The sequence below is a fragment of the Streptococcus sanguinis genome (assembly GCF_008329445.1).
GTDB lineage: Bacteria > Bacillota > Bacilli > Lactobacillales > Streptococcaceae > Streptococcus > Streptococcus sanguinis_O.
On the sequence record NZ_VIBR01000001.1, the window covers coordinates 207,442 to 224,979 of the forward strand.

The window sequence follows — 17,538 nt, forward strand, 5'->3', positions numbered from 1 at the left end:
TTAAAATTTAGCTTGGCTCACTTATTTTGAGGCTTAGGTTTAAAAGGTCTGGGAGACAATTTAAATTGTCTCAGCCTCAATATTTTTTGAACATAATCAAGCTAGACTGAGGCATTTTTGTCTCAGTCTTTTTTTATTTTAGTAAAAAACTTTAGAAATATTTTAGAATTTCTTGAGAAATATCTGAAGTTTGGTCGCTATACTAGAAAGTGCAAGGGGGAGAGAAAAGAGCTGGAAGCAACAGGACAGCTGGTAGAAAACTTTAGTTTTTCTTTAAGTGTGAGTCTAGAGCAGATCACTTTTAAAAGCAGACTGAATGACCTTATTTTCTCCTCTTGCGGCAAATTTTTCCAGACCTTCAGTTTTCTGTTGACGAGGAAAAAAGAATATGTTAAAGTAAATGAGTAAAATAAAAAAGTCAATTATATTTTACTTAATATTAAAGGAGGAACTCATGAAGAAAAGAACGAAAATCATTCTAACTTCTACGTTGACTGTGACCGGCCTAATCTTGGCTGCCGGTGGCTACTGGGCTTATAAGACCTTTGTCCCTCAGGAGACACCGATCGATAAGAATGCCACAGTGAGGACCAATTACTATCAGGCTATCAATAAAAAATGGCTGGAAAAGGCAGAAATCCCTAGCGATCAGCCGTCTAATGGTGTGTTTTATGAGCTGAACGAGCAGGTCAAGGATAAGATGAAGGCGGATGTCAAAAACCTAGTCTCTGGTAAAGAAGAGTCAACGATTGAAGGCATGCCTGAGTTTATCAAATACTACCAGCAAGCGACTGACTTCAAGCAGCGGGAAAAGGATGGCTTAGATCCTCTCAAGTCCTATCTCAAGGAAATTGAAGACTTGTCCGATCTAAAGGACCTAGCTGGCAAGGCTGTTGACTGGGAAAAACGCGGTTTGGCTCTGCCCTTTACTTTTGAAATTAGTTCTAACCTAGAAAATACCAATCAGAAACAAGTGAATCTGTCCAGTCCAAGTCTTATGCTGCCGGATAAGAGCTACTATGAAGATGAAGGTGCTAAGAAAAGGATGATGGATCCGCTGGAAAAAGCATTCAAAGAAGCCATGCAAAAGCTGGGCTACAGTGAAAAAAACAGCGAAAAGATTGTCAAAGAAGCCTTAGAATTTGATGGAGAACTGGCCAAATATGCCCAAAGCAATGAAGAAACTTCGGAAATTAAAAATCTTCACCATCCTAAGACGGCAGAAGACATCAATGCCTACTCTGATACCTTTAAGTTTCACGATATTATCAATGACTATCTAGGCCAGGAAGCTGGTGATGTCAATGTACCTAACCCTAAGTATTATGAAAATTTTGCCAAGGTAGTTAATGACAAAAACTTTGGCAAGCTCAAATCTTGGATGCTTGTGAAGCAGGCAGCATCAGCATCTAGTTTTCTAACCGATGACTATCGGCTGATTTTTGCAGAGTACCAAAAATCCTTGCAAGGTACTAAGGAAGCAACTTCAAAAGAAGATGCAGCATACAATCTGACAACAGGAACTTTTTCAGATGTCTTTAGTCTTTACTATGGTCGCAAATATTTCGGTGAAGAAGCCAAGCAAGAAGTGACCCAAATGGTCAAGGATATCAAGGAAGTCTATCGGGAACGTATGCTGAAAAACGAATGGCTATCAGAAGAAACCAAGCAGAAGGCAGTCAAGAAGCTGGATACTATGAAACTCTATATCGGCTATCCTGAAAAAGTTCGCGAAGTGACTAAGGCTTTGAAAGTAGACGATAAGAAAACCTTCTTTGAAAATGCAATTGCTTTAAGTCAGGCAAAACATCAATATGATGTTGAGCACTTCTCTGAGCCAGTAGACAAGGACGAGTGGGTCATGCCTTCCTATGATATCAACGCTTACTACTCACAGGAAAATAACAGTATCAACTTCCCAGCCGCAATCCTGCAGAATCCATTCTTTGATGTTAAGCAAGAGATGGAAAAGAACTACGGCGGTATTGGTATGGTTATCGGTCACGAGATTACTCACGCCTTCGACTCAAACGGTGCAAACTTTGATGAAGAGGGAAATTTGAACAATTGGTGGACTGAAGCAGATAAGAAAGCTTTTGACAAGAAAATTGAAGCTGTTACCAAGCAGTGGGATGGTATTGAAATCTACGGTGGCAAGGTCAATGGCAAGCTTACGGTAACAGAAAATGTAGCCGATGCGGGTGGACTTTCAGCTACTCTCGAAGTTGTTAAAAAGAAATATCCAGATGCAGACTTGAAGAATTACTTTGAAAACTATGCCAATATCTGGAGAAGCAAGGCTAGTCTGCAATTTAACCAACTTCTCCTGAAGGTAGATGTTCATGCTCCTTCCGAGCTGCGGGTCAACCAGCAACTCAAAAATGTAGAGGCCTTCTATGAAACTTATCCAGAAATCAAAGAAGGTGATGCCATGTATCTGGCTCCAGATAAGCGGGTCAGCGTATGGTAAGATTACTTGTCTAGGAAAAGATAAGAAAATAATATAAGTTATGAAGCACAACCAGTTTGGTAATAGGAGAGAAGTTTGTCCTTTTTCTCCTATCCATTCTTTCCTGCAATACTTGCGCGGCTGCGGTTTGTGCCTCTGCAGCCACGTGTCTTTAAAGTCAGATTTTATCTGGCTTTTTTCTTTTACAAAAAAATTTTTATACAGCTTGATATAAATCTATGGAAATTTATACAAGAGGTTTGGAGGGGCTGCTAGGTATACAGCTAGAGTAATTTTTTCCTAGGGGAATTTATTCATTTTAGGCATTATAAGGACGTTTGGAAGCGTTTGCAAACTTAGCAAGAGAATAGTATACTAAATATGCGATAAATATTTTATCAATTAATATACAAAGGAGAAACTGATGAAAAAGAAATTTTTCAGTTGGGCTATTCCAGCCTTGATGCTTCTTACACTCTTCCCTTTTCAGGCTGTCGCAGCCTGTACTGGATTTATTATCGGGAAGGATTTGACGACGGATGGTTCGACTCTCTATGGTCGAACAGAGGACCTGGAACCCAACCACAACAAGAATTTTGTGGTGCGGGAGCGCAAGTATAATAAGGCTGGTGATAAATTTGTAGATGAAACCAACGGCTTTAGCTTTGATTTGCCAGCTGTTAGCTACAAGTATACGGCGGTACCGGATGTGACACCAGAGCAGGGAGTTTTCGATGAGGCCGGTTTTAATGAGGAAGGCGTTTCTATCTCTGCGACGGTATCGGCCAGTGCCAATGATGATATTCAAAAAGTAGACCCTTATGTTAAGGACGGTATCACTGAATCTGCTTTAACTTCTGTAGTCCTGCCTCATGTGAAAACAGCTAAAGAAGGAGTAGAACTACTAGCCAAAATTGTTAGAGAAAAAGGTGCAGCCGAAGGCAATATCGTGACGATTGCTGACAAGACGGGTGTATGGTATATGGAAATCCTTTCTGGCCACCAATACGCTGCCATCAAGTTTCCGGATGACAAATACGCTGTTTTTCCAAATACATTTTTCCTAGGCAGTGTAGATAAAAATGATACTGAAAACACCATCTTATCAGCTGATCTTGAAAAAATAGCCCAGGATGCTGGCACCTATAAGGAAATCAATGGCAGCTTCCATGTAGCTCAATCCTATAATCCGCCACTGGCAGAAGCTGACCGCTCTCGGGTTTGGTCTGGTATCAAGGCGCTGGATCCCAATGCAGATGTGCAATATGATGATGAATACTTTGAACTCATGCACTCAACCAGCGACAAGCTTAGTCTGCGTGATGCGATGAACTTGCAGCGCAATCGTCTGGAAGGAACAGACTTCAAACCGCAAGATCAGATGGAGCTAGATGGAAAAGGGATTCCAGATAAAACCAAAGCGGACCCAGTTTATAAATATCCTATCTCCAATCCAAATGTCATGGAGGCCCACATCTTCCAGCTAAAGGATAATTTACCTGCTTCTACTGGAGGAGGGATTCTCTGGTTAGCCATGGGAAGTCCGCGCAATGCGCCATACCTTCCTTACTATGGCAATATCAGCAATACTTCTCAGCCTTATCAAGAAATGAGTACAGCCTACGATAAGAATTCCTGGTATTGGACTGTTAGCCGCATCAATGATTTGGTTGCAAAATACCCAGAACTATTTGAAGATGGCTCTATTCGCAGTGAAATTGAGCGTATGGAAAGCCAATGGATGGAGGAACAGCCTGCTCATGACAGCGAGCAGATTAGTCTGTCTGAACAGCCAGAACAAGCCAGTCTGAAAGCAACAAAAGATTCTATGGAGCGAGCAGATTCAGTCTTTAAGCGCCTCAAGGAAATCCAAAAGATTGCTGAAGATAAGGTCGTGGCCGAATATGGTACAAGTGCTTTAGAAGAGATTGAGGAGTTAGAGGACTCTGACACAGAGGAGACAATTCGTCTGGAAGATTTTGACTACGATATTGCTATTGCAGGAGGCATCTTTGTGCTGACAGTCATTGGAATAGCGATTTATCTTGTCAAAGGAAAAAATAGAAAAGGAGCAGACAGTCATGAATAAAACAAGAAGAATTGCTCTCTATATCTACTTAGTCCTAGCTGGTATCGGTTTGCAGTTTGAGCTTGGGAGCATGGCAGAGAAGGATGTCACCTTAGAAGCTGGCCGCGACTTGGTTCTGAACTTAGCTGTTTTAGCTGCTTTTTTCCTGCCTTTCTATTTCTTGATTAAAAAACTTGCCAAGAAGTTATCGGTTGAGACGATTGTGCTAGGAACAGCCCTCTTTGGAGGTGTCTTTATCTCTGGCTGGCTCAGTTTTGCGGGCAATAGCTTGATTGATATTATTAACTCTAACTTTATCAAGGATCCTGCTGTTTTCAATGCTTGGAGCAATGCACTGACAGCTCCTTTTGCAGAGGAATTTTTCAAGTCTCTGACAGCCTTTGCCGCTCTCTACATTTTGGGGCGCAAGGATATTCAGTCAGTCTTAATCGCTGGGCTAAGTTCGGGCTTTGGCTTTCAAGTCATAGAGGATATTGCATATGTATCCAGAGTGACTTTCGGAGGACAAAATAGTGGTTCCTTAGAAGCAGTTGGCAGAATTGCTGGCGGATTGGCTTCACATACTCTCTATACAGCAGTGGTGACCGTTGGGGTTTATCTTCTCTTCTCCATGGCTTACAAGAAATACCGTCTCTTTGGTCTCTGGTGCGTCGTATCAACAGTCGCCAATCACTTCATTTGGAACTCTCCTTTCTTCGAAACAGAGCATCGGATTAACATCGTTGTCGGTTTCTTATTTGCCTTTCTCGTTGCTACCTTTATAGAAGTCTACCGACTGGTTTTGAAGGAGAAAAAGACAGATTTAGAAATTTAAATAATTTTCAGGTAATATATCAAACAAGAGTTTGAAATCGCTTGCAAAACCTGGAGTAAAAGGCTATACTGAATATAGTATTTAATTTTGTAATTTTTTACAAAAAAACAAAGGAGATATTTTTATGAAAAAAATATTGTTTCGTTCCTTGTTAGCTCTTTCGACCATTTTCCTCTTTCCTTTCCAAGTGGTCGAAGCCTGCACAGGATTTATTGTCGGGAAAGACCTGACGGCAGACGGCACGACGCTTTATGGTCGTACGGAGGACTTGGAGCCCAATCACAATAAGGTCTTTCTGGTTCATCCGAGAAAGACCAATGCGAGTGGTGCCAAGCTGGTCGATGAAACCAACAACTTTGAATGGACCCTGCCGGCAGAAAGTTACAAGTATACTTCGGTATCAGATGTGACCCCATCCCAAGGTATTTTTGACGAGGTTGGCTTCAATGAGTATGGAGTCTCTATTTCTGCGACTGTTTCTGCCAAGGCTAATGATGCCATCCAAAAAGTGGATCCTTATGTAGCAAATGGTTTGGCAGAGTCTATCCTGACAACCGTCGTTCTGCCCCATGTTCAGACTGCCCGTCAGGGTGTGGAGCTGATGGCGCAGATTGTCAGAGAGAAGGGAGCAGCAGAGGGGAATATTATCACCATTGCTGACAAGACTGGTGTCTGGTATATGGAAATCCTATCTGGTCACCAATATGTTGCTATTAAATTCCCAGATGATAAGTATGCTGTCTTTCCTAATACTTTCTTCTTGGGCAGTGTTGACTTTGACGATACAGAAAATGTTATTGCCTCAAAAGGTGTTCAGGATGTTGCCAAACAAGCTAACTCTTATAAAGAAATTGACGGCAAATTCCACATTTCTCAGTCCTATAATCCACCGATGGCAGAGGCAGATCGTTCGCGTGCCTGGGCAGGTATCACCAGTCTAGATCCAAATGCGGCCGTGTCTTATAACGACTCTTACTTTGATCTCATGCACTCCACAGACAGAAAGATCAGTGTAGCAGATGTTATGGCTATGCAGCGCAATCGCTTTGAGGGCACTCAATTCAAACCGCTGGACCAAATGGAGCTAGATGGTAAGGGGCTGCCACAACGCGGTACGACAGACCCTGTTTACAAATATCCGCTGGGCAACCCAAATGTCATGGAAGCTCATATCTTCCAGCTCAAAGACGGTGTTCCAGCCAATATGGGCGGTGGCACTATGTGGCTGGCGGTAGGCAGTCCGCGCTTCTCACCTTACCTGCCTTATAATGGTAATATCACAGATACTTACGATGCTTATAAGGTCAACACAACTGGCTACAGTCCAGACTCTTGGTACTGGGTAGCATCTCATATCTACGATATGGCAGCCAAGCATCAGGACCTCTTTGGTACTTCTGTCCAAGACAAGTGGAAAGCCTTGGAAGCCCGCTTTATTGAGGAGCAAAATGCTCTAGATGCAGCCAATGCAGCTTTGCCAGACTCTTCAGCCAAAGTCACAGAGGAAACACAGGCTCGAGCAGCCCAAGTCTTTAAGGAAATGAAAGAGCTAGAAGCTGAAATGGAAGCTAAAATCAAGGAAGCAACAAAAACAACTCCTTCCAGCTTCAGCAAAGATTCTAGCAGCTCTTCGTCATCCCAAAGTTCGTCAAATTCTTCTTCAGCAACTTCTAGTAGTTCTGACACACGGACGGAAGTCAATGTAGAAGATGACAGCTTGGTGGATGTCGCAACTGGCATTCGCTTGAAAAATGCTGACTTAGTCAAGGCCGGTCTTCAGCTGTCAGTGAAAAAACTGGAAAGTAAGATTCAGCCGACAGATACCTATGACATTAGCTTGACCGATCCGAATGGTCAGCCGGTGCATCAGGTCAGTCCAACACTTGTGACGATTCCAGTTCGCAAAGACTTGCCAGTAGATGCCGTCTATGCTCTGGATGAAAATGGCAAACAAGTTGAGAAGTTTGATGTAACGGTTAATCAAAACCAGACTATCAGCTTCACGACCAATCATTTCTCTGTTTACCAAGTGCAGTATCGAAATGAGCAGTCCATCAAGGCCAAGAAAAAAGACCTGCCCTCAACAGGTGAGCAAGTCACTATCATGGGCCTTGCAGGTTTGATTATCCTAGCTGGAGTCTTCTTCCTTTTGAAGAAAACAAAGAAAAACTAATCTAAAATAAAAAGAAGGCCGAGCAAAATGTTCGGCCTTTCATAGTGGAAAAAACGACTCTTGTCCAGGCTAGCCTTCAAGCTAGAGCCCTTATCTTAAATAATCATAGTTATAAGTAGTCAAAATTATGTCAGTGAGTTCTTCAGGTTCTTCTTGAGCTCCGCCAGCTATCCAAAGAGAAATAATCCCCTCAACACTGGATAGGAAGATTTCCAAGGCGTATTTCTGAGGGATGTGAAAGTTCTCCTCTAAAAAACGCTGGGTAGCAGCCTTTTGCTTGTCACTCAGAATGATACTGGTTATGTACTCCCGAATAGCCCCGCGAAAGTCAATATAATGGCTCTTGGTCAGGGCATTGATAAGACGTTCATTAGCGCGCAGTATATGAAATTTTGCTATCATTAACTTTTTGGGGTATTCGTTCTCCGCTTCAAACAAGCTATAACTAGAAAGTTGGGAGATAATGTCGTTTTTGAGACTATCAACCATCTGATATTTATCTTGGTAGTGGAGGTAGAAGGTGCCGCGATTAATCCCTGCCCGTTTGCAGAGTTTGCTGATGGAGATATTATCGAACCTTTCCTCAGATAGTAGCTGAATCAAGGCTTCTTTGATGTCTTCCTTGGTACTAGTTTTTCGTTTTTGGACCATTTTTCCTTCCTTTTTACTTAAATCAACACTTTGTTGATTTTTGATTATTGCTTTTTGTCTAAGCTCATTATATAATATCTGTGATTTAGAATCAACACCTTGTTGATTTAAGGAAAAGAGCTTTGAAAAGGAGAGAAACGATATGGCTTATATTGAAATGAAACATAGTTTTAAACGTTATCAGGTAGGCGACACGGAAATTGTTGCCAATCATGATATTTCTTTTGAGATTGAAAAGGGGGAACTGGTCATTATCCTGGGTGCTTCTGGTGCCGGTAAGTCAACAGTGCTCAATATCCTCGGAGGTATGGATACCAATGATGAGGGAGACATCTTGATAGACGGCCAGAATATTGCTGACTACAATTCCCACCAGCTGACGGACTATCGTCGCAATGATGTGGGCTTTGTCTTTCAGTTTTACAATTTGGTGCCCAACCTGACGGCTAAGGAAAATGTCGAATTGGCTTCGGAGATTGTCAAGGATGCTCAAGATCCAGTAGCCGTTCTCACTGCAGTTGGTATGGAAAATCGCCTCAATAACTTTCCAGCCCAGTTATCAGGTGGGGAGCAGCAGCGGGTGTCTATCGCTCGGGCAGTGGCAAAGAATCCCAAGATTTTGCTCTGCGACGAGCCGACAGGTGCTCTGGACTACAATACCGGCAAGCAAGTGCTGCAAATCTTACAGGACATGTCCCGCAATCAAGGGGCGACGGTGATTATCGTAACCCACAATGCTGCCTTGGCTCCCATTGCTGATCGGGTTATCCGCATGCACGATGCGAGGGTCAAGAGTGTTACAGTCAATGAAGAGCCTCAGGATATAAGTACATTGGAGTATTGATATGAAGAGAAAGATTTATTGGAAAGATATTCTGCGCTCCTTCACTAGCTCTAAAGGACGTTTCCTATCTATTTTAATCCTCATGATGCTGGGCTCTTTAGCTCTCGTGGGACTCAAGGTCGCTCCACCCAATATGCGCAGAACAGCAACAGATTACTTGAAGGAGCAGCGAACCATGGACTTGGCTGTTATGGCGGACTATGGTTTGGATAAGGCGGATCAGAAAGAGCTGGAAGCTATCAAGGGAGCTGATGTCGAGTTTGGCTATCTGACAGATGTCACCGTAGACGAAGAGGCTCTCCGAGTATTCTCAGATACCAAGGATATTTCAAACTTTCAAGTGACCTCCGGTCGTCTTCCTAAGAAAGAGCAAGAAATTGCCCTGGCTAGCTTTTGGTCTAAGAAATACAAACTTGGTCAGGAGATTGATCTGACCGAGAAAGCAGGCAGTCCGTCAGTTTTAAAAAACAAGACCTATAAGATTGTGGGATTTGTCAACTCGGCAGAGCTCTGGTCTGATAGAAATCTGGGCAATGCGACTAGTGGCAGCGGGGCTTTATCTGCCTATGCTGTAGTCAGCCCCAAGGCCTTTGATACAGATGTTTACAGTATTGCCCGCCTGCGCTATCATGATTTAGAAAAGCTGGCTCCCTTCTCTGCAAGCTATCAGGAGCGTTTGGAGCAGCACCAGAGTGCTTTGGACAAGAGCCTGGAAGATAACGGAGCGGCTCGCTTTAAGCGATTAGAGGCAGATGCCAAAAGCACCATTCAGAAGGGCCAAGATAAGATTGCTCAGGCTGAGAGCGAACTGACCCAAGGTAAAAAGCAATTAGAGCAAGCTCAGAGTCATCTAGACCAGCAAAAAAGCCAGCTAGAAGCAGCTCAATCCGCTTCTATCCTCCCTCCTGCACAGCTCAGCCAGAGCCAGCAGCAGATTCAGGAAGCTGAGTCCCAGCTCAATCAGAAAAAAGCAGAGCTCGCACAGGCAGAGAAAGACTTATCAGCTAGCAAGGACAAGCTGGCTGACGCTAAGGCAGACCTGAGTCGTTTGAAAGAGCCGGCCTATCATAGCTATGACCGCAAGTCTCTGCCAGGTGGGAATGGCTATCATATGTATAAAAACTCCATGAATAGTATTGCGTCGATTGGTAATATCTTCCCGGTGGTGCTCTATTTGGTGGCAGCTATGGTGACCTTTACCACCATGACTCGCTTTGTCGATGAGGAGCGAACGAATGCAGGCGTCTTTAAAGCTCTAGGCTATCATAGCCGAGATATCATTCGCAAGTTTGCTCTTTACGGATTGGTAGCAGGCAGTCTAGGTACCCTCATAGGGATTCTGCTGGGACATTATTTCTTGTCTGGAGTGATTTCTTCTATTATTACCAGAGGGATGGTGCTCTCTGCCCCTCATGCATATTTTTATATTTCCTATAGTTTACTGGCCCTTGGGCTTTCCCTTCTTTCTAGTGTTCTTCCTGCCTATTTGGTGGCAAGACGAGAGCTGACAGAAGAAGCAGCTCACTTGTTTTTGCCCAAGCCACCGGTCAAAGGCTCCAAGATTTTCTTGGAAAGACTGCCCTTTATCTGGCGACGTCTTAGCTTTACTCAGAAGGTCACAGCACGCAATATCTTTCGCTATAAGCAGCGGATGTTCATGACCATCTTTGGTGTGGCGGGTTCTGTTGCCCTGCTCTTTGCCGGCCTAGGACTCCAATCTTCTATTGGTGGTATTCCAAAACGTCAGTTTGAGGAGATTCTGCGATACGACTTGATTGTCGCTGTCAATCCTGGGGAGAATCAAGCTGAGCAAGACAAGCTGAAAAAGATGCTGTCAGATGGCTCGATTGTTGATTATCAGGAGATCTATAGTGAAACCTTGACAGAGAAATACAAAGGAAGAAAAGAGACCGAATCAGTCACTTTGATGGTTACGGACAAAGAAAATTTTGAACCTTTTATTTCTCTGGAAAGTCCTAACAACCAGAAGAAGCTGACCCTCAAAGATGGTGTGGCCGTTTCGGATAAATTGGCTCGCATAGCTGGAGTTAGCCCTGGTGGTAGTATAGAGCTGGGTGGCAAGCCTGTCAAGCTCGCAGCAGTCAATGAGAATCATTTTGGTCATTTTGCCTTCATGAAGGCAACTGACTACCAGAAGATTTATGGGAATAAGCTCGAAAAAAACGCTTATTTAGTAAGGCTCAAGAACTCTTCTAGCAAAAATATTGTGGACAAGGCCAATGAATTTATGAGCCTCAAGTCTGTCAAGAGTGTTTCTCAAAATGCTAGTATGGTGAAGCAGTTCAACGTTCTAGCTGATTCTCTTAATAATACGATGCTGGTTTTGGTGGTGATCTCTGTTCTTCTAGCAGTTGTTATTCTCTACAATCTGACCAATATCAATGTGGCTGAGCGGATTCGCGAGCTATCCACTATCAAGGTTCTGGGCTTCCATAATAAGGAAGTGACCCTCTATATCTATCGAGAGACCATTATTCTGTCAGTAATTGGGATGGCAGTTGGGCTTCTAGGCGGTTTCTTCCTGCATCGTTTTTTGATTGAGAAGGTTGCGCCTAGCATTATCAGCTTAAACCCTCAAGTAAGTCCCTCAGTCTATCTGTTTCCTCTAACTGCAGTGACTCTTATTCTGACCTTGCTTGGCTTCTTTGTCAACTACCGTCTCAGACGGGTGGATATGCTGGAAGCACTCAAGTCTGTTGATTAATTTAAAAAACATTTCAAAACTTTCACTCACTTGATGGGTGGAAGTTTTTTTGAACTTTGATATAATATTCTTTGTAAAGAAAGAGAAAGACATACGATGACACGAAAAATTGCCTTATTATCCGATGTGCATGGGAATAGCACAGCCTTGGAAGCAGTACTGGCGGATGCGGAAAGCCAGCAGGTGACAGATTATTGGTTTTTGGGAGACTTGCTCCTGCCAGGAACCGGTCGCAGAAATATCTTAGACAGGATGGAGCAGCTGCATATCAGCCTACAGGTCAGGGGGAATTGGGAAGACAGCCTCTGGCATGCCTTGCATCAAAAACTGGATTTGGATCGTCCTAGTCATCTCTACCTGACCCGGCTCTGTCATTTTGTCCTAGAGGAAATCCGTCCAGAAGAGATTGACCGCATGCAAGAACTTCCTCTGCAAATCTTGACAGAAGTAGAGGGATTGAAGATTGCGGTCAGCCACCATCTGCCAGATAAGAATTGGGGACGGGAGCTGATTCATATTGGCGAGCAGAGCAATTTCGACCGCCTTTTTGAGGGGAATGACTGCGCTGTCGCTGTTTATGGTCATATTCACCAGCAGTTTCTCCGCTACGGGACTAAGGGACAGCTGATTATCAATCCTGGTTCTATTGGTCAGCCATTCTTTCTAGATTCGGCTTTGCGTCAGGATTTGCGAGCCCAGTATGCCATTTTAGAGATTGATGAGACAGGTTTGGCTGATGTTAACCTTCGGCGCGTGGTCTATGATGTGGAGCAGGAGCTGAGATTGGCTCGGGAGCTCCACTTGCCTTACTATGAGATTTATCGGGAGAGCTTGGTCAATGGTATCCACCATACCCATAACCACGACCTGCTGCGGGAAATCAGTGAGCGGGAAGGCTATGCAGATGAGATTGCAGCTTTCTTAAAGTCCAGTCGTAACTCTTGAAGTTACACCCTTTTTGGGATATAATAGTGAGAGAAAATGATGAGGGAGGAGAGAAAATGCAGATTTCCAGCCGTTTTACCATTGCCACTCATATGCTGATTGTACTGGCTTTGGAGGGAAAAAAACAAAAACTGACAAGTGATATCCTTGCTGGCAGTGTCGGAGTCAACCCGGTCATTATCCGCAAGACCTTGTCCCAGCTCAAGAATGCCGGGATGATTACCGTTGCTCGTGGGACTGGAGGAGCAGAGATTGCCAAAGATTTGAAAGATATTAGTCTGTTGGACGTCTATAGTGCGGTTGAATGTCTGGGCAAGAGCGGCCAGCTCTTTAGCTTTCATGACAAGCCCAATCCAGACTGTCCTATCGGCAAGAACATTCACAATGTTTTAGATGACCGCTTGGCAGCTATTCAGGCAGCCATGGAAGCTGAATTGGCTCAGACCAGTCTTGACGAAGTTGTCGCAGCGACCGAAAAAGAAATTAAAGAACAATCTGTTTCCTAGGAAGCAGGTTGTTTTTTGGTGAATAATATTCCGAGATGTAATTATTGACATTACATTAGGATGTGCTATACTAATAGATGTAATAAAAACAATTACAATCTGAATAATCCTTCGGAGCAAATAGAGATGCGGAAAACCATATCAAGGAACCTATCTCTGTTTTGGAGAAATAAAAAAAGATGGAGCAGATGGACTGCTAAAATTCTAAATTTAGAGAGGAGAAAGTACATGACTTTTGAATATGAAAGCAAGATTTATCTAGGAGAGGTGGCACTTTATGTGGCTGACCTAGCAAGACAAAAGGATTTTTATCAGCGTGTTTTAGGACTGGAGCTTTTGGAAGAGCAGGACGGACAGGTGGCTTTGGGTCGGGATGGACAAGTGCTGGTGAGGCTCTTAGCGACCGGTGACCGTCAGACAGTCAAGTCGGCTTACGGTCTTTATCATCTGGCACTTTTGCTTCCAAGCCGTCAAGCCTTAGCAGATATCCTGAAGCATTTATCCGAAAATAAAGTACCTATGGTTGGAGGAGCGGACCACGGTTATAGTGAAGCTATTTATCTGGAGGATCCAGAAGGCAATGGCATTGAGCTTTATCGGGACAAGCCTCAGGCTGATTGGGATATTCGAGAAGATGGCCGCATTATCGGAGTGACGGAAGCGCTCGCGGCTCAAGAAATCTATGAACTAGGTCAGGAAGTCCAGCCGTTTAGTATTGCAGAAGGCACTCGTATGGGCCATGTCCACCTGTCTGTGAAAAATAGCAGAGCAGCCAGTCATTTTTACCAAAAACTTCTAGGCTTGGAGGATAAATTTTCAATACCTTCTGCTAGCTGGCTGGCATCAGGTAACTACCATCATCATGTAGCAGTCAATGAATGGGGAGGTTCTCACTTGAATCATCGCCAACCCAAGCAACTGGGACTAGCCTATTTTGAAGCCCAAGTTCAAGGAAAAGAAGACCTAGTAGCTATTTATGAAAATGCTCTGGACTTGCAGGCACCAGTCCGATGGATTAGCTCCCAAGAGCTAGAAGTCACAGACCCAGATGGGATTGTGGCAAAAGTTAAGACAAGAGTGGTATAATAGGGCATATCAAGAAGTTAAAAGAAAGAAAAAATATGTACAAGACTTATTATGCATCACCGATTGGCCGGATTCTCATCTTGACAGACGCAAATGCCTTGTTGGGGCTTTGGCTGGAGAATCAGAAATATTTTGGGGCAGGCTATGATCTGGAGCAAGCGCAGGAGGAGGAGACAGAAATCAGCCGACGCGTCTCTGCTTGGCTGGATGCTTATTTTAAGGGAGAAAATCCCGCAATAAATGAAATTCCATTTGCACCTCAAGTGACTGAGTTCAGAAGCAAGGTTCTGACAGTGCTGCAGAAGATTCCCTATGGGCAAACGGCTACCTATTCAGATATTTTGCGGGAGTTGCAGGCTGAGTATGGAAAAATTGGCTCTGCTAGAGCAGTCGGTGGTGCCATCGGCCATAATCCCATTTCCCTTTTGATTCCCTGTCATCGGATTGTCGGAAGCGACGGCAAGCTGACTGGCTATGCCGGCGGTCTTGATAAAAAAGCCTTTCTATTGAAACTAGAGGCGGGAGAGAAAACGAGAGGCTGACTGTTTTAAACTATTGATAAGCTAAAAAAGCACCATTCGGTGCTTTTTAACTCACTTTAAATATGGTAAAATGGATGTGATTAAAATAGGAAAAGAGTATAAAATGGCGAAAAAATCAAACGCAAATATTGGATTTGAAAAGGAACTATGGGATGCTGCAGATTCGCTTCGGGGGCACATTTCAGCGTCAGAGTATAGAAAAGTTATTGTTGGTCTAATCTTTTTAAAATATGTATCAGATGCTTTTGAAGAAAAATACCAACAATTACTTGCAGAGGGTGACGGATTTGAGAATGATCCTGATGCATATTCAGAGGAGAATATTTTCTTTGTCCCTGAAATAGCTAGATGGCAATTTATTGCGAGTCATGCCCATTCTTCGGAAATTGGCACAGTCTTGGATGAGGCTATGCGTGAAATTGAAGAGGATAATCCTAGTCTAGAGAATGTCCTTCCTCAAATCTATGCCAGTCCAGACTTAGATAAGCGAGTTTTAGGGGAAGTTGTAGACATTTTCACTAATATTCAAATGTACGAAGGTGAGAATGAAAAAGATTTACTTGGGCGTGCTTATGAATATTGTATTGAACAGTTTGCGGCATATGAAGGAAAACGAGGCGGTGAATTTTATACTCCGACCAGCATCGTAAAAACGATTGTAGAAATATTAACATAAATACTATTTAATGGAGGAAAACAAAATGAGCATTAGCATATCAGATAAGTCTAATTTTATATGGAAAATTGCAGATATCTTAAGAGGAGATTATAAACAACACGAGTATGCAGATGTCATACTTCCTTTTACAGTGTTGAAACGTTTAGACAGCGTTTTAATAGATACGCACGATGAGGTTATTAGATTAAATAATACTTTAACTTATAAAAATAAAGCTCCTTTCTTATGCAAGGCGAGTGGATATAAATTTTATAACATCAGTGAATTTACTTTTGAAAAATTAAAAGATGATCCTGATAATCTTGATGAAAATATTGTCGATTATATAAAAGGGTTCTCTGATAACGCCAGAGAAATACTAGAAGCATTTAACATATATTCTCAAATAGAACGCCTAGAAAAAGAAGGACTTTTATATCTTATTGTTAGTAAATTTGCAGATGAAATTGACCTTCACCCAGATAGAGTATCTAACACTGAAATGGGATACATTTTTGAAGAACTTATTAGAAAATTTTCAGAAATGTCTAATGAAACTGCTGGTGAACACTTTACACCAAGAGAAGTTATTAGATTGATGGTGGCGGTTTTATTTGAGCCAGATATGAAAAAAATCACTGAACCTTCTTTCATGGCCAAGCTATATGATCCAGCTGCAGGAACGGGTGGGATGCTTTCAGCTGGAATATCATACGCGGAGGAATTGAATGAAAAAGCTATTATCGAGGTGTATGGTCAAGAACTTAATCAAAGTACTTATGCAGTATGTAAATCGGATACTTTGATTAAAGGTAAGGGTTATGAAAATATCTATTATGGAAATAGCTTCACGGAAGATGGACTAAAACTTGAAAAATTTGATTATATGCTTTGCAATCCTCCATTTGGTGTTGAATGGAAAAAGTATCAACTTCCAATAAAAGATGAAGCTGAAGAAAAAGGATTTGATGGCAGATTTGGAGCAGGGTTACCTAGAATTTCTGATGGATCATTTTTGTTTTTACAACACATGATTAGCAAAATGAAAGATCCAAAAGACGGCGGTAGTAGAATCGGTATTGTATTTAATGGGTCACCATTATTTACTGGGGATGCTGGTTCGGGAGAAAGTGAAATCAGAAAATGGATAATTGAAAATGGATGGTTAGAAGCTATTATCGCATTACCAGATCAGTTATTCTACAATACAGGAATCCTTACGTATATTTGGATTTTGAGCAATAGAAAGAGTAAACTCAGACAAGGCAAAATTCAACTTATTGATGGAACATCATTCTATGAAAGGATGAGAAAGCCTCTGGGTGATAAAAGAAAGCAATTATCTGAAGATGATATAAAAACTATTGCAAGTATATATGGTAGCTTTGTTGAAGGTGAATATTCTAAAATTTTTGATGAAGAAGACTTTGCCTATAACAAAGTGACTGTAGAAAGACCACTAAGATTAAATTTTAATACAAGTTCAGAAAGATTGGAAAGGCTATATCAAGAAACAGCATTTATAAATTTAGCTAAGTCAAAAAAGAAAAACGAGGAAGCAAGGGCCAAGGATATCGAAGATGGTGAAAAACTTCAGAAGTCAATTATTGCGACATTAAATAAAATTGATGAAACAATGATCTATAAAAATAGAGATGATTTTGAAAAAGTAATTGCTAAAGAATTGAAAAAAGAGAGTATTAGCATAAAGGCTCCAGTGAAAAAGGCAATTTTAAATGCACTTTCAGAAAAAGATGAAACTGCAGAGATTTGTAGGGATAAAAATGGAAATCCAGAACCTGATTCCGACTTAAGAGATACAGAACAAATCCCTGTAAAAGAAGACATTCAAGATTACTTTGAAAGAGAAGTTTTACCGTATGCTCCAGATGCTTGGATAGATGAAGATAAAACAAAAGTAGGTTATGAAATTCCATTCACAAAGCATTTTTATAAGTATGAAGAACTTGGAAACTCCGATGAAACATTAGCTGAAATAAAGGCTTTAGATAACTCAATCCAGGAATCTATAAAAAGTCTTTTTGAAGAGGTGTAG

12 protein-coding genes and 1 pseudogene are annotated in these 17,538 nt (G+C 42.1%); 12 read left to right on the forward strand and 1 reads right to left on the reverse strand.

What is annotated here, in order from left to right:
- Positions 1-400 precede the first annotated feature (400 nt).
- From FKX92_RS01120 to FKX92_RS01140, 4 genes are all read left to right on the forward strand, one after another.
- A complete protein-coding gene (locus tag FKX92_RS01120) occupies positions 401-2,470 on the forward strand; it encodes a M13-type metalloendopeptidase (protein WP_149565266.1) in 2,070 nt (689 codons plus the stop codon).
- A gap of 403 nt (positions 2,471-2,873) precedes the next feature.
- Positions 2,874-4,538 carry a C69 family dipeptidase gene (locus tag FKX92_RS01130; protein WP_149565267.1) on the forward strand — a complete coding sequence of 555 codons (1,665 nt, stop codon included), beginning with the start codon at positions 2,874-2,876 and terminating at the stop codon, positions 4,536-4,538.
- Positions 4,531-5,352, forward strand: a complete 822-nt coding sequence (locus FKX92_RS01135; RefSeq protein ID WP_149565268.1) for a PrsW family glutamic-type intramembrane protease — start codon at positions 4,531-4,533, stop codon at positions 5,350-5,352. Before FKX92_RS01130 ends, FKX92_RS01135 begins: the two co-directional genes overlap by 8 nt.
- A gap of 124 nt (positions 5,353-5,476) precedes the next feature.
- A complete protein-coding gene (locus tag FKX92_RS01140) occupies positions 5,477-7,525 on the forward strand; it encodes a C69 family dipeptidase (protein WP_149565269.1) in 2,049 nt (682 codons plus the stop codon).
- Positions 7,526-7,615: 90 nt separating this feature from the next.
- Here FKX92_RS01140 and FKX92_RS01145 read toward each other — a convergent pair whose 3' ends face one another.
- Positions 7,616-8,176: a TetR/AcrR family transcriptional regulator gene (locus FKX92_RS01145; protein WP_149565270.1), complete on the reverse strand. Its 561-nt coding sequence runs from the start codon at positions 8,174-8,176 to the stop codon at positions 7,616-7,618.
- 142 nt (positions 8,177-8,318) lie between these two features.
- Between FKX92_RS01145 and FKX92_RS01150 the strand changes: the two genes are divergently transcribed.
- From FKX92_RS01150 to FKX92_RS01185, 8 genes and pseudogenes are all read left to right on the forward strand, one after another.
- The gene (locus FKX92_RS01150; protein ID WP_125340958.1) at positions 8,319-9,020 is read left to right on the forward strand and encodes an ABC transporter ATP-binding protein; all 702 of its coding nucleotides are present in this window, start codon (positions 8,319-8,321) and stop codon (positions 9,018-9,020) included.
- 1 nt (position 9,021) lies between these two features.
- Positions 9,022-11,745, forward strand: a complete 2,724-nt coding sequence (locus tag FKX92_RS01155) for an FtsX-like permease family protein (RefSeq protein WP_149565271.1) — start codon at positions 9,022-9,024, stop codon at positions 11,743-11,745.
- Between the two features lie 96 nt (positions 11,746-11,841).
- Entirely contained in the window at positions 11,842-12,690 is an 849-nt protein-coding gene (locus FKX92_RS01160; protein WP_125351167.1) for a metallophosphoesterase family protein, read from the forward strand.
- 56 nt (positions 12,691-12,746) lie between these two features.
- The gene (locus FKX92_RS01165; RefSeq protein WP_002912933.1) at positions 12,747-13,196 is read left to right on the forward strand and encodes an Rrf2 family transcriptional regulator; all 450 of its coding nucleotides are present in this window, start codon (positions 12,747-12,749) and stop codon (positions 13,194-13,196) included.
- A 228-nt stretch (positions 13,197-13,424) separates the two neighbouring features.
- Positions 13,425-14,282 (forward strand): VOC family protein, encoded by an 858-nt coding sequence (locus FKX92_RS01170; RefSeq protein ID WP_187759353.1) that lies wholly within the window; start codon positions 13,425-13,427, stop codon positions 14,280-14,282.
- 35 nt (positions 14,283-14,317) lie between these two features.
- Complete coding sequence (locus FKX92_RS01175; protein WP_149565273.1) at positions 14,318-14,824, forward strand: methylated-DNA--[protein]-cysteine S-methyltransferase; 507 nt, start codon at positions 14,318-14,320, stop codon at positions 14,822-14,824.
- A 103-nt stretch (positions 14,825-14,927) separates the two neighbouring features.
- A pseudogene (locus tag FKX92_RS01180) lies at positions 14,928-15,494 on the forward strand (type I restriction-modification system subunit M N-terminal domain-containing protein); the annotation flags it as partial.
- Positions 15,495-15,525: 31 nt separating this feature from the next.
- A complete protein-coding gene (locus tag FKX92_RS01185) occupies positions 15,526-17,538 on the forward strand; it encodes a type I restriction-modification system subunit M (protein WP_149565274.1) in 2,013 nt (670 codons plus the stop codon).

Coding starts and splice junctions, on each gene's coding strand:
- FKX92_RS01175 (WP_149565273.1), top strand. CDS start 14,318: ATGTACAAGACTTATTATGCATCACCGATTGGCCGGATTCTCATCTTG.
- FKX92_RS01185 (WP_149565274.1), top strand. CDS start 15,526: ATGAGCATTAGCATATCAGATAAGTCTAATTTTATATGGAAAATTGCA.
- FKX92_RS01140 (WP_149565269.1), top strand. CDS start 5,477: ATGAAAAAAATATTGTTTCGTTCCTTGTTAGCTCTTTCGACCATTTTC.
- FKX92_RS01135 (WP_149565268.1), top strand. CDS start 4,531: ATGAATAAAACAAGAAGAATTGCTCTCTATATCTACTTAGTCCTAGCT.
- FKX92_RS01165 (WP_002912933.1), top strand. CDS start 12,747: ATGCAGATTTCCAGCCGTTTTACCATTGCCACTCATATGCTGATTGTA.
- FKX92_RS01150 (WP_125340958.1), top strand. CDS start 8,319: ATGGCTTATATTGAAATGAAACATAGTTTTAAACGTTATCAGGTAGGC.
- FKX92_RS01130 (WP_149565267.1), top strand. CDS start 2,874: ATGAAAAAGAAATTTTTCAGTTGGGCTATTCCAGCCTTGATGCTTCTT.
- FKX92_RS01145 (WP_149565270.1), bottom strand. CDS start 8,176: ATGGTCCAAAAACGAAAAACTAGTACCAAGGAAGACATCAAAGAAGCC.
- FKX92_RS01170 (WP_187759353.1), top strand. CDS start 13,425: ATGACTTTTGAATATGAAAGCAAGATTTATCTAGGAGAGGTGGCACTT.
- FKX92_RS01120 (WP_149565266.1), top strand. CDS start 401: ATGAGTAAAATAAAAAAGTCAATTATATTTTACTTAATATTAAAGGAG.
- FKX92_RS01160 (WP_125351167.1), top strand. CDS start 11,842: ATGACACGAAAAATTGCCTTATTATCCGATGTGCATGGGAATAGCACA.
- FKX92_RS01155 (WP_149565271.1), top strand. CDS start 9,022: ATGAAGAGAAAGATTTATTGGAAAGATATTCTGCGCTCCTTCACTAGC.